This is a genomic window from Belliella alkalica (assembly GCF_022549785.1).
Lineage (GTDB): Bacteria > Bacteroidota > Bacteroidia > Cytophagales > Cyclobacteriaceae > Belliella > Belliella alkalica.
The window spans coordinates 1-12,170 of the sequence record NZ_JAKZGO010000029.1 but is presented as its reverse complement, the minus strand read 5'-3'; the positions used below and the strand labels follow the sequence as shown (position 1 = coordinate 12,170).

Annotated in this window: 15 protein-coding genes; 10 read left to right on the top strand and 5 right to left on the bottom strand. The window is 36.7% G+C overall.

The features are described 5' to 3' along the window. Positions 1-252: 252 nt before the first annotated feature. The 7 genes from MM213_RS19695 (at position 253) to MM213_RS19665 (ending at position 5,456) form a co-directional block, all read left to right on the top strand. Positions 253-930, top strand: coding sequence for a hypothetical protein (locus MM213_RS19695; protein WP_241414600.1), 678 nt, complete (start codon positions 253-255; stop codon positions 928-930). Positions 931-949: 19 nt separating this feature from the next. Further along, positions 950-1,363 (top strand): hypothetical protein, encoded by a 414-nt coding sequence (locus MM213_RS19690; RefSeq protein WP_241414599.1) that lies wholly within the window; start codon positions 950-952, stop codon positions 1,361-1,363. Positions 1,364-1,375: 12 nt separating this feature from the next. Continuing rightward, positions 1,376-2,044: a hypothetical protein gene (locus MM213_RS19685; RefSeq protein WP_241414598.1), complete on the top strand. Its 669-nt coding sequence runs from the start codon at positions 1,376-1,378 to the stop codon at positions 2,042-2,044. A 292-nt stretch (positions 2,045-2,336) separates the two neighbouring features. Next, complete coding sequence (locus MM213_RS19680; RefSeq protein WP_241414597.1) at positions 2,337-3,101, top strand: sensor histidine kinase; 765 nt, start codon at positions 2,337-2,339, stop codon at positions 3,099-3,101. A 186-nt stretch (positions 3,102-3,287) separates the two neighbouring features. Further along, on the top strand, positions 3,288-3,914 hold the full coding sequence (locus tag MM213_RS19675; RefSeq protein ID WP_241414596.1) for a response regulator: 627 nt from the start codon (positions 3,288-3,290) through the stop codon (positions 3,912-3,914). Between the two features lie 17 nt (positions 3,915-3,931). Further along, entirely contained in the window at positions 3,932-4,960 is a 1,029-nt protein-coding gene (locus tag MM213_RS19670; RefSeq protein WP_241414595.1) for an oxidoreductase, read from the top strand. A 76-nt stretch (positions 4,961-5,036) separates the two neighbouring features. Continuing rightward, positions 5,037-5,456 carry an outer membrane insertion C- signal gene (locus tag MM213_RS19665; protein WP_241275047.1) on the top strand — a complete coding sequence of 140 codons (420 nt, stop codon included), beginning with the start codon at positions 5,037-5,039 and terminating at the stop codon, positions 5,454-5,456. Between the two features lie 122 nt (positions 5,457-5,578). Here the strand turns inward: MM213_RS19665 and MM213_RS19660 are convergent, their stop codons facing one another. Continuing rightward, positions 5,579-5,878: a helix-turn-helix domain-containing protein gene (locus MM213_RS19660; RefSeq protein WP_241414594.1), complete on the bottom strand. Its 300-nt coding sequence runs from the start codon at positions 5,876-5,878 to the stop codon at positions 5,579-5,581. Positions 5,879-6,005: 127 nt separating this feature from the next. Here MM213_RS19660 and MM213_RS19655 point away from each other — a divergent pair, with 127 nt between their 5' ends. Beyond that, on the top strand, positions 6,006-6,716 hold the full coding sequence (locus MM213_RS19655) for an SAM-dependent methyltransferase (protein ID WP_241414593.1): 711 nt from the start codon (positions 6,006-6,008) through the stop codon (positions 6,714-6,716). A gap of 132 nt (positions 6,717-6,848) precedes the next feature. Here the strand turns inward: MM213_RS19655 and MM213_RS19650 are convergent, their stop codons facing one another. The 3 genes from MM213_RS19650 to MM213_RS19640 form a co-directional block, all read right to left on the bottom strand. Continuing rightward, the gene (locus MM213_RS19650; RefSeq protein WP_241414592.1) at positions 6,849-7,991 is read right to left on the bottom strand and encodes a cysteine desulfurase family protein; all 1,143 of its coding nucleotides are present in this window, start codon (positions 7,989-7,991) and stop codon (positions 6,849-6,851) included. Positions 7,992-8,069: 78 nt separating this feature from the next. Beyond that, the gene (gene glmM, locus MM213_RS19645) at positions 8,070-9,458 is read right to left on the bottom strand and encodes a phosphoglucosamine mutase (RefSeq protein ID WP_241414591.1); all 1,389 of its coding nucleotides are present in this window, start codon (positions 9,456-9,458) and stop codon (positions 8,070-8,072) included. 59 nt (positions 9,459-9,517) lie between these two features. Beyond that, a complete protein-coding gene (locus MM213_RS19640) occupies positions 9,518-9,748 on the bottom strand; it encodes a hypothetical protein (protein ID WP_241414590.1) in 231 nt (76 codons plus the stop codon). Between the two features lie 70 nt (positions 9,749-9,818). Between MM213_RS19640 and mazG the strand changes: the two genes are divergently transcribed. Continuing rightward, positions 9,819-10,619 carry a nucleoside triphosphate pyrophosphohydrolase gene (gene mazG / locus MM213_RS19635; protein ID WP_241414589.1) on the top strand — a complete coding sequence of 267 codons (801 nt, stop codon included), beginning with the start codon at positions 9,819-9,821 and terminating at the stop codon, positions 10,617-10,619. Positions 10,620-10,739: 120 nt separating this feature from the next. Beyond that, positions 10,740-11,333 carry a YceI family protein gene (locus MM213_RS19630; protein ID WP_241414588.1) on the top strand — a complete coding sequence of 198 codons (594 nt, stop codon included), beginning with the start codon at positions 10,740-10,742 and terminating at the stop codon, positions 11,331-11,333. 588 nt (positions 11,334-11,921) lie between these two features. Here MM213_RS19630 and MM213_RS19625 read toward each other — a convergent pair. Then, a complete protein-coding gene (locus MM213_RS19625) occupies positions 11,922-12,164 on the bottom strand; it encodes an OmpA family protein (RefSeq protein WP_241414623.1) in 243 nt (80 codons plus the stop codon). Positions 12,165-12,170: the final 6 nt, after the last annotated feature.

The following is a 12,170-nucleotide window of genomic DNA, read 5'->3' as shown; positions in this document are numbered from 1 at the left end:
TAGGATGATTCAACCTCCCGAAAATATCGGGATAGGCACATCGGGGTTGGGAGTTATCCACCGATATTGCATTTTCCCTTTCCTCCGCCTTGTCATGCGGGATTAATTAGATTCATGTGGAGGGGGGCAAAAGACCATCACTAACTGGTTTTATTAAACATCAAGGCAAAGAAGCCCCAAAAAATACCAACAAGTTGGTATTTTTTGGGGCTTTCAAACATCGTAGCTTTGTAGGAAATAAAACTACTTTTAATGAATGCTAATTTTTATCTGATTGCTATAGGAATAAGTTTGATTGCTTCACTTGTATTTTGGGGAATAAAGAAGAAACCCCAAATAAAAAATCAATGGATCATCTTAGCTATTCTTGCACTGGTTTTCGTAATGGAATCAGCTGGGGAATATACTGCTTCAAGGTCCATCAATAATTCCCTGCTCTATAACTTAGGTTGGGTTTACATTGAGTCTATTTTGCTGATTTTCTATTTTTATAGTTTAGAATCTAGTCCCATCATTAAAAGTAGGATTCGATTGTTTACTGTTTTCATAGTTATTTTAGGATTAGCCAACACCCTTTTCTTTCAAGACATCTTTTATGAATTCCAGTATTTCACGTTTTTGCCATTCGCACTGATCATCATTGTACTAAGCATTCATTTTCTCAAAAAAATTCTTAGGCTCGAAATCTATTCAGACAAAAACATCCTTTGTGTTCCTAATTTTTGGATAGCTTGCTCAATTGTATTCTTCTACGGAGAAGCCATTTTACTCTTTAGTACTTTCCAGTTTTATCCAGCAACCATCATTGAAAATGTAAAAGTAGTTTTTACATTTAATAGACTCTTAGCAGGTATTATGTACCTAACTTTTGGTCTTTCATTTTTTCTTCCTTTATTTATATGCAGCAAAGTTCAAAATATAGCTGAATAATCACCTAATTTAATAACCTATGAACAGAAAACAACTAAAACAATTTAGAGGCAGTTACCATGCGCATGGTAAAATCAACAAACCAGGAGAAGATTTTCGAGGTGAACAAATCAAAGAACAAACAGATTGGGTCTGGTTTGACAGAGAGACAATCGAAAATGCATTGAAAGATGCAGATAAAGACGGTAAAGTCGGCGGCCTAAAAATGTATTTTGGCCAATATGACAAAGAAACTATAGAAATGATCGAAGAAAATCGTGAAAAAAGAGAAGCATATATTGGGAGAATTTCACTAGTTTTGAAACCGTGTAATTTGACTGAAGACGGGCTTCAAGACGTAAGTTCTTCCCCACTGACCAAGCACACGGAAATAGAAGATGATGATTTAGAAGAAGGCTGGAATGGGGGAAGGATTTGTCCTCCAAATTGCTGATTTAATTGAAAAATGGAAATAATAGATTGGTATAATGGACTAATTTTAGTGGGGTTGCTTTTAAGCACACCCCTCTTTTTTTTTAAAAATCCATACAAAAAACAGCATCTAATTACTTTTCTTATTTTAATAGTAGCAACTATATTAGAGTTTTATGGCACATACACTTACTTAAGAAAAATAAATAATACAATAGCTTACAATCTGTTTTTTGTATATGCAGAAACTTTACTTGTTCTTTGGTTTTTTTCAAGTATTCTAAAAACAAATATTTCTCTTAAAGTCATTAAAATTGTTTCTATCACTTTTATCATTTTAGGTTTAACTTTCAGTTTTTTAACCAAAGATCTAGATTCATTTCATGCAATTCCTTTTTCCATCGGTTGTTTTGTAATAATTACATGTTGTATTTATTTTTTCTCAAATCTATTTGTAAAAGAATGGTACACAAATGATAACTTATTGACGAATCCAATTTTTTGGATTGTTACATTTTTGTTTCTCTTTTACTCTGCGACTTTTTTATACTTTTCTTCTCTTAATCTCCTAGTTTCAATTGATCAACAATTAAACTATATTTTGGGAACTATAAATAGAATTATGGCTGTACTTATGTACTTGGGAATGGGCTTTTCATTTTATATCCCTATGCTAGTTCATAGAACTTCTAAATTGAGTTAATTTTTAAATAAATATTCTAACAACCCTCTTACAAATTCAAGTTTAAATCGATTTGATTACCTAAAGTATAGCAAATATTCAAATTTGAAATTAGGAAGGTAATTGTTCGCAATCAAAATTTCCTTTTCAATAACGATCTTAAAAGATGCAAGAATCACTATTAAAAGTTATTTTTAGCAGTAAGATGGGTATACAGATTGTTTTGATAAATAATGATATTTACTTAAAATTTAGTAAAAACTAATTCTTCAAATGAATTTTCACTAAATTTCTGACATACAAATCAATCCTGATGACTGAACCTACACCTGATATTTTCTTTGTGATCCTTTCCGGATTTTTTTTGATGGTTGTGATGGTGGGTTTTATCGTAACCTTGGTCTTGATTCATAGAAACAGACAAATACAAAACAAGCAAAAGCTGGAAAGCATCAAAGCTGACTTTGAAAAGACAATATTGAATGTGGAGAAAGAGATTCAAGAAGAGACCCTCCAACATGTAGGAAGGGAGCTCCATGACAATATTGGACAATTGCTTTCTCTTGCAAAACTCACCCTCAGCAGCCCTAATCCCGAAAAAGTCCACGAAGGCAAACAACTCATCAACCAAATCATCAAAGAAGTCCGAACGCTTTCCAAATCACTGAATTTGGACTGGGTCGAATCCATTGATTTAGCGAGTTTTATCCAAAAGGAACTTTCCAAGCTGGAGCAGCTGGAATTTTGTAAGGTAGCGTTTACCACTTCCGGTGAGTCTAACAACCTTGACAACTCCAAAAAACTGGTACTTATCAGAGTCATCCAAGAATGTCTCAACAATGCCGTGAAGCATGCAAAACCCAGTTTGATATCAATAAATCTATCATCTAAATCAGACGTCACTGAAATATCAATATCAGACAACGGAATCGGGTTCGATACCTCCACTCAAAAGAATGGATCTGGCCTGCACAACTTAAAATCAAGGATGAAAACTATAGAAGGAGAAATAAATATTATTTCTTCGGAAAGAAATGGAACACAAATCAAACTTTTATTGCCTAATTCGAATGCATAGGCTATCTTTTGGAATAATACCTAATATGATTCCCCGCAATGACACCTGAAAGTGAATTTTCACGTCAAATCATGCGGATAATTGTCGGCAGATGACTGTCGACTTTCGACAGCAGCTGAATTCAAAGTATGTACCAAATTAAATGTGGATACTGGTGTGAAAGCGCATATGCATATTACCCAAAAAATGATAAGAATAGCAATAGCAGACGACCATAAATTATTCGCAAAAGGAATTCAAAGCTTACTTGAAGAGGAAGAGGACTTTCTAGTGTGCGGTACTTTTACCAATGGAGAAGAACTTATGGAGTATTTGGAGTTCAACAAAGTCAATGTTGTACTAACAGATATGAACATGCCGAATATGGACGGTCTAGGGGTAATTCAAGCCATGAAAAAAAAACATCCGAGAACACGCGTAATCGTGATATCGATGTATGAAGACGAATCGATTTTTAAAAAATGCCAAAAATTAGGTGCCAGCGCCTACATTTTGAAAGATGCAGATCCAGATGAATTAATCTACACTATCAAAGAAGTATTGGATGGTAGTCATGTGATGAGTTTCCAGAAGGTTTTGCAACAAAACAAAGATGACTATGTCGATGATGCATTCAAGGCAAAGTTTAAACTTTCAAAAAGGGAATTACAGATTTTGATTATGATCAAAGACGGAAAGATCAATAGGGAAATTGCAGAGGAATTACATTTGAGCCAATTGACTGTAGAATCTCATCGCAAAAAAATCAATTCAAAACTTGGTGTCAGCTCTGCACTTGAACTAGTAAAGAAAGCAATGGAAATGAATGTTTGAATTTCGAAATTGACCTAATGGATAAAATAAAAACTGCCTTGGTAGGCTATGGATCAGTAGGTGAGAAAACACACGCTCCTTTGATCACAGTCTGCGAAGAGCTTGAACTAGTCGCTGTAGTCGAAAGAAATAAGGAAAAATCCAAAGAGAAATACCCAAAAGTCCAAATTTTCAGAAGCATTGAGGAACTGCTGGAAGCGGATGCTGCAGATTTGATTGTGATCGTCACACCAAATCATCTGCATTTCGAGCAGGCCAAATTATGTTTGGAAAAAGGCAAACATGTATTGGTGGACAAACCTGTGACGCTAACTTCCAAAGAAGCCGAGGAACTCAACACCCTTGCCAAATCCAAAGGACTAGTACTTTCCGTTTTTCAAAATAGAAGATTGGACGGGGATTTCAAGACGGTTCAGCAACTTATCAAAGAGGGGATTCTTGGAAGGCTTGTACATTTTGAATCCCATTTTGACCGATTCAGACCTAGATTGGTAGACAATTGGAGAGAAAAAGATATTCCCGGAAATGGAATCACTTTTGATTTGGGCACCCATTTGATAGATCAAGCATATCTCTTATTTGGTAATCCACAATGGGTCTATGCAGATATCCGATCCCAAAGAACAGACGCAATCGCTGACGATTACTTTGATATCACTTTAGGCTATGACTCCATCAAAGTCAAACTCACAGCATCTGTGCTTTCCAACGCGCCTATGCCCAAGTTTTTACTTATGGGAGAACTGGGTTCATATATAAAGTATGGATTGGATGTCCAAGAGAAAGCACTCAAAGCTGGAGAATTGCCACAAGGTGATGATTGGGGAATAGAATCAGAAGAAGGATGGGGAACGGTGTATTTGGAAAATAAAACCAAAAAATACGAAACACTGAGAGGAGATTACAGGCATTTTTATCCAAATATTGCCAAGGCGATCACAGGAATTGAAGAATTAGATGTTAAAATGTCAGAAGCAATAGCTGTTCTGAAAATCATCGAATCAGCTTTTGAAAGTAATAAAGTAGGGAAGAGAATTAACCTTTGAGTGATGATTGATTTTGGCAGAGTCTTTGTTAAAAAGTGATTTGTTAAAAAATGCTAAAACCAATTATTTAAAAACTATGAAAAAGTTAATGCTATTTTCCATGCTGTTGTTTTTTGCAGCAATTTTAGAATCACAAGCTCAAATCAGTGCAGGTGTTTATAGATTAAGTTCTGCTACATTTGCATCAATCGGTACTGATCCAGACAACAAAATCTTCGGTGAAGCAAGAGTCTCTACAGGAGGTAACGTAGGTATAGAGGGCACTTTCGGTTATAATTTTGTGCAAAAAGAAGATGTAAATTTCTACAGTGGTTTTCATCTTGGGACTGAAGGCAACAGAGATGGTATCTATTTGGGGATTCCATTGGGCGTGTTAGTTAAGCCATTTGCCAATTCAAGAAACTTTGGTTTTTTGCTTGAAGCATCTCCTGTTTTCCCCACAGAATATGGAAATTACTTCAGGGCAGGTATTGGATTGAAATATACTTTTAGGTAAAAATCAGAAAAGACCATAGTTCGAAAAAACTATGGTCTTTTCTGATTTTTCTTTCTTTTAGAAAAAAAATATGCATAAGTTTTTCTTTTCCGACAAGAAAAACTATTGACAAAATTGATTTTTTACATCTTAAGATTTACGTTAATTTTTGCTCCCAAAGCATTGAAAATCCGAACTACAGTCTCAAATGTCACATTGCCAGTGCTATTCTCTAGTCTTGATATTTGTGCTTTTTTCACTCCTACCAATTCTCCTAATTGTTCCTGAGTCAGTTTTCGTTTTTTGCGAGCGATTTTAATCATATCACCAATTATTTCAAGTTTTAATTCAAATTCATACTCATCCCTCTCTTGTGTTCCAATCTTACCGATCAAAAAGTCTTCCGCTTCTTCTAAGAGCTTTGTTTCAAATCGCTTTACCATTCATTTTTTTATCATACAAACAAACGAAACAAAGAGAGTATTTGTTTCGTTAAATGTAAACTTTTCTGAAGAAACCTACAAACAATAAACTGTTGACCATTGACTATTTTATGCCCATCTTTGCAGCATGAAAGGAAAACTCTATCTAATCCCATCTAGCCTAGCTGAGAATACTTCACAATCAGTCATGTCTCCTCAGATAAAAGAGGTGGTCAAAAACACCAAACATTATCTTGTAGAAGAACTGAGGACAGCAAGAAGATATATCAGCAGCCTTAAATTGGGCATTGTGATAGAGGATTTACATTTGGAAATACTAAATAAAAAAACGCGAACCCCACAACTTGCAGAACTGATGCAACCAATCCTCAATGGACAAGATATGGGCATTATTTCTGAGGCAGGATGCCCCGGGATCGCTGACCCTGGAGCCATTGCTGTAGCATGGGCACATGAGAAAGGTGTTCAGGTAGTACCACTTTCTGGGCCGAGCTCTATGTTTTTGGCATTGATGGGATCAGGATTCAATGGACAGTCTTTTGCATTCCACGGCTATCTTCCGATTGACAAAAAAGATAGGATAGCTGCAATCAAAAACCTGGAAGCCGAATCTATCAAGAGTAACCGAACCCAAATTTTTATGGAAACACCATTTCGAAACAATCCACTTTTTGAAGATTTGAAAAACACACTTCATCCAAATACGAGACTTTGTATCGGTAAAAACCTGACTGGTGCTGATGAATTTATACAAACAAAGACAGTACAGAATTGGAAAAAGACCAAAATCGATCTTCACAAAATCCCTACTGTCTTTATTATTTATGCTGGATATTAGTCCTGCATCTTGTGATTAATTCTTGAGGATGCAAACCTGACCATTTTATATGGTTCAGAATGTATTTAATGATTTACTGATCATTAAACCTGTCAGGTATTGGTAATTTTTTATATACTTGACAAAATAGCCTTAGGCAATAACTCCATATAGCTCTTTCAATTTTCCTACGGTATAATCTACTTCTTCCGCAGTATTGAATCTACTGAAGGAGAATCTTACAGAATCCCTTTCTGCACTTGCCCCCAAAGCCCTCAAGACGTGGGAACCTACAGTAGCACCACTACTGCATGCTGAGCCACCTGAAGCAGATATCCCGTGAAGGTCTAGGTTGAATAAAAGCATGCCGCTATTTTCCTCAGAAGGAGGCAAACTCACATTCAAAACTGTGTATAGACTCTTATCCATATCGGCAGACAAACCATTGAAAGAGACTCCAGCTATATTTTCCTGCAACTGCTCAATAAATCTGCTTTTTAACTTTTCTATATGCTTGCGATGGCCATCCATATCTTCATAAGCAAGCTCCAATGCTTTGGCAATCCCAACGATGCCGATCACATTTTCCGTTCCACCTCGCATATTTCTCTCTTGGGCACCACCGTAAATAAAAGGGGTGATTTTCTTTGCCTTATTCACATACAAGAAACCAGCACCTTTTGGCCCATGAAACTTATGTCCTCCAGCGACAACAGCGTCAATGGGAAGATTCTTCAAATCATGTGGGTAGTGACCCATTGTTTGAACTGTATCAGAATGAAAAAACGCATCATATTCCTTTGCTATATTTCCGATAGCACTCAAATCATTGATGTTACCAATTTCATTGTTTGCATGCATGATGGAGACCAAGCTCTTAGGGTTCGCTTTCAAAAGTTCCTGAAGATGATCAAGGTTAATCGATCCAAACTCATCGACTTCCACCTTACTCAGTTTTATATGACCCTTTTTTTCACATTCTTCCAAAGTATGAAGCACCGCATGATGCTCAATAGGTGAAGTAATTGCATGTTTTATTCCATGTGTATGAATGCCACAAACGATCGCTGTATTATCAGCCTCAGTGCCACCAGAAGTGAAAAATATCTCAGAAGGAGAAGCATTCAGCAATTCAGCTACCTTTTTTCTTGATTTTTCTATGGCAGATCTCACCTCTCTTCCATGACTGTGCACGGAAGAAGGATTACCATAATGCTCCTTCATGTAAGGAATCATTGCATCGATGACGCCGTCATCCATGGCAGTAGTTGCTGCATTGTCAAAATAAACTTTCATTCTTCTTCAATATTTGGGCTGTAATAATAAGATTTAACCACCTTGATCACTTTTGCATAATCAAGGTGGTCTTTATATTCAAGAAGCTGTTACCACTTCTTTGATGTCTTGCATGATTTTTTTTGCCAAATGCTCTGCAGTTGCTTGGCTTTCCGATTCGGAATATATCCTAATAATCGGTTCGGTATTTGATTTCCTCAAATGAACCCATTCTTTATCGAATTCTATCTTTACACCATCGATGTCATTGATAGGTTGCTTGGAATACTTCTTTTTGATTGCTTCCAATACAGCATCAACATCAATCTCAGGGGTTAGTTCTATTTTATTTTTGGAAATATGATAGCCTGGGTAAGTAGCTCTCAGCCTTGATATGGATTTCCCGAATTTTGCCAAATGGGTCAAAAACAAACCAATACCAACCAAAGCATCTCGACCATAATGAGACTCAGGATAAATCACCCCTCCATTTCCTTCTCCACCGATCACTGCATTGGTTTCTTTCATTTTGTTCACCACATTCACCTCTCCCACTGCAGCTGCTTGATAGACACCGCCTCGTTTCTCTGTCACGTCTCTCAATGCTCTTGTAGAGCTCAAGTTTGAAACTGTATTGCCTGGAGTCTGTGAAAGCACATAGTCTGCTACCGCTACCAAAGTATATTCTTCACCAAATGGAGAACCGTCTTCATTCATGAAACACAATCTATCCACATCTGGATCTACCACGATTCCAAGATCAAATTTCCCTTTTTTCAACTTCTCTGAAATATCTCTGAGGTTTTCTGGCAATGGCTCTGGGTTGTGTGGAAAATGCCCATCAGGCGTACAGAACATTTCTTCGATATGCTCTACGCCCAATGCACGTAACAATTTCGGCAAGGCAATACCTCCCGTAGAATTAACACAATCAATTACTACCTTGAAATTTCTCGCTTTGATCGCTTCCACATCCACAAGTCTCAAACCTAGGACATGCTCGACGTGTCTATCAATATAGTCATCGATAGTTGTGTAAGAACCAAGTTTTTTTACTTCAGCAAAATGGTAGTCATCTTGATCAGCTTTGACTAGAATATCTTTGCCCTCTGCATCTGAGATAAACTCCCCCTTGTCATTCAATAGCTTCAGTGCATTCCATTGCATAGGGTTGTGACTTGCTGTAAGGATGATTCCTCCTCCAGCTTTTTCCAAAGGAACTGCCAACTCCACAGTGGGAGTAGTACTCAAGCCTAAGTCTATCACGTCAATCCCCAATCCTTGAAGCGTCGCTGATACGAGCTTGGAAACCATCTCTCCAGAGATTCGAGCATCTCTTCCGATTACAATTTTTGGATTATTGGTGTTTTGAATGACCCAAGAACCATAGGCTGCTGAAAATTTCACTACATCTAGAGGAGTCAGACCCTCTCCAGGTTTGCCCCCAATGGTGCCACGAATACCGGAAATCGATTTAATTAAAGCCACTTGAAAATGTTTTAGGTGATATTGAAAAAACCCAGTTCACTGGATGATTAAAAGATTGTTTATTTAAATTTCGCCAACACTTTGTCAACTTCATTGTCAGGATTACCACAGCTACTACCAGCATCTACTGTTTTACCGCAGTAGCTACAAGCCTCACCTTCCTTATTTAAGTATGGGTTTTGGGACGCACAAGTACCTTTGAACTCGCCGTTTTTTAGAAATATTAGCCTGACTGACATCATGATGAAAAACAGTGCCACAAATGCCAATGTCAAATATAGAGTTGCCATATAGAATTAATTTTTACAAATTTACGCAATACTTTCAAAACCCCCATACTTTCCAATTAGTTTCCCTGATATGTCTGAATTATCTAATAGAAAACAACAGCTAGATGCTTTCGATCGCTTACTGACCATCATGGATGAACTGCGGGAGCAATGCCCGTGGGACAGAAAGCAAACTATTGAAAGTCTAAGGCATCTGACCATAGAGGAGACTTTTGAGCTTTCTGATGCGATTCTTGAGAATGATATGGATGAAATCAAAAAAGAACTTGGTGACATTCTTCTACATATTGTTTTTTATGCAAAAATAGGATCTGAAAAAAAATCATTCGATATCAGTACAGTGATAGATAGTCTTTGTGAAAAACTGATCAGAAGGCATCCCCATATCTACAGTGATACGATTGCCGATGATGAAGAGGCTGTAAAGCAGAATTGGGAAAAAATCAAATTGAAGGAGAAAGGAAATACCTCTGTCTTGGGGGGAGTGCCAAAATCCCTACCAGCGCTGATCAAAGCCATGCGGATTCAGGAAAAAGCTAGGGGAGTTGGATTCGATTGGGAAGAGAAGAATCAGGTTTGGGAAAAGGTAGAGGAAGAAATGCAGGAATTCAAAGCTGAATTCAATGTATCTGATGAGCAGGAGATAGATCGGGAAAAAGCCACTGGAGAGTTTGGCGATTTGCTGTTTTCATTGATAAATTATGCGAGATTCATTGAAATCAATCCTGAGGAAGCCTTGGAAAAAACCAATTTGAAATTCATCAAAAGATTTCAATACTTGGAAAATGCAGCCAAGGATTCTGGCAAAAAAATCGAAGACATGACTTTGGCAGAGATGGATGTTTATTGGGAAGAGGCTAAAAGGAGGTGATTGATTAAATTCAATACATTAGTCCTTATTTGATAAATCTTCAAGTATTTTGAACCAACCAAATTAAACCAATTCCCTTTTCAAATGTCTAAGGAGAATATTTTAAACCAATCATAAAAAATGAAATTAATCACATCATTAGCCCTTTCTTTGGGACTATTTTCCAGCATTCTATTTTCCAACACAGAAATTGAAAAAGTTGCAGTCAACAAAACAGAAAGTACGGTCAGCTGGAAGGCCAGCAAAGTTACTGGGGAGCATTTTGGGAAAGTAAATATTTCTGATGCTAACTTAGATTATGAAAGCGGCAAAATCTTAGGAGGCTCTTTTGAAATCGATATGACAAGCATTACCGTAGAAGACATTAAGGATGCTAACTCAAACCAAAGATTGGTAAACCATTTGAAATCCGATGATTTCTTCTCGGTAGAAAAACACAAAAAATCAACTTTTAAAATCACAGAAGCTACTTCCAACAATGGTAAAGATTTTCAAATCACAGGTGATTTGGTCATCAAAGGAATCAGTAGCCCAGTTACATTTCCAGCGCTAGTAACAGAAGCAGGAAACAAAGTGACTGCTACAGGTAAGATAACTTTTGACAGAACAAAGTATGATATCAAATACAGATCCGGCAATTACTTCGAAAACCTTGCAGATAAAATGATCTATGACGAAGTGACTTTAGATGTAAAATTGGTAGGGATGAAGTAAGAACAATTTGATGTTTTAAGACTGTTTTCAGACCTTGATATGTTTATCTCTCGCATATATTAAAGATTATTCTTTAAATTAAGTTTGGTAATAAAATCAACACTATCTAAAGTAGAAGATCTAATTTTTTAAGTTCGACCTTCTTACTTAATCATTAAGAAATTGAATATCATTTGTTTAACAATTAAAACAACACAAAAACCCCGAATTTGGCTTTATTCAGCTTTTTTCGGGGTTTTCTTTTTGTATTTTAAAATTGCAGAATCAAAATAAGATATTATTCAACTTCCTATTTTCAAAGATTTTGATGGATCCTCTCCAAAATATCATTTTTTTAAGCTTTCATCATTAGTTCAGTAAATGGATTTTTGAGAGTCAGTCGTTCAGAATTTGATATCAAAAGACCAAGGTCCAAGTTCAGGAAACGGAAACTAGCTCAGATGGCTTATTTCAGAAAAAGGGAAAAGAGCTTTAAGGAGACTCTCATAAGAAGAGGCTATCTCAAAATTAACTGTTAATTTTGAGATAGCCTCTTTCTAAATTTAGGATTATTTTAAAAAGCTATTAAGCTTTTCGTATTTCTTAATACTACTTCTTCAGCTTCAACTCTGTCCTTCTGTTTAACTGATGCTGGGCGGCATTGCACTCTCCACAGTCCACTACCGGCCTTGTCTTGCCAAACCACTCGTGCTGCATCCTTGCTGCATCTACACCCCTGTTCACCAAGTACTTCATCACAACTTCCGATCTTCGCTCTGACAGGGACTTGTTGTACTCCTCGCTTCCACGCTGATCGGTATGACCCTCGATATACAGGTTCAAGTTCGGCATACGTCG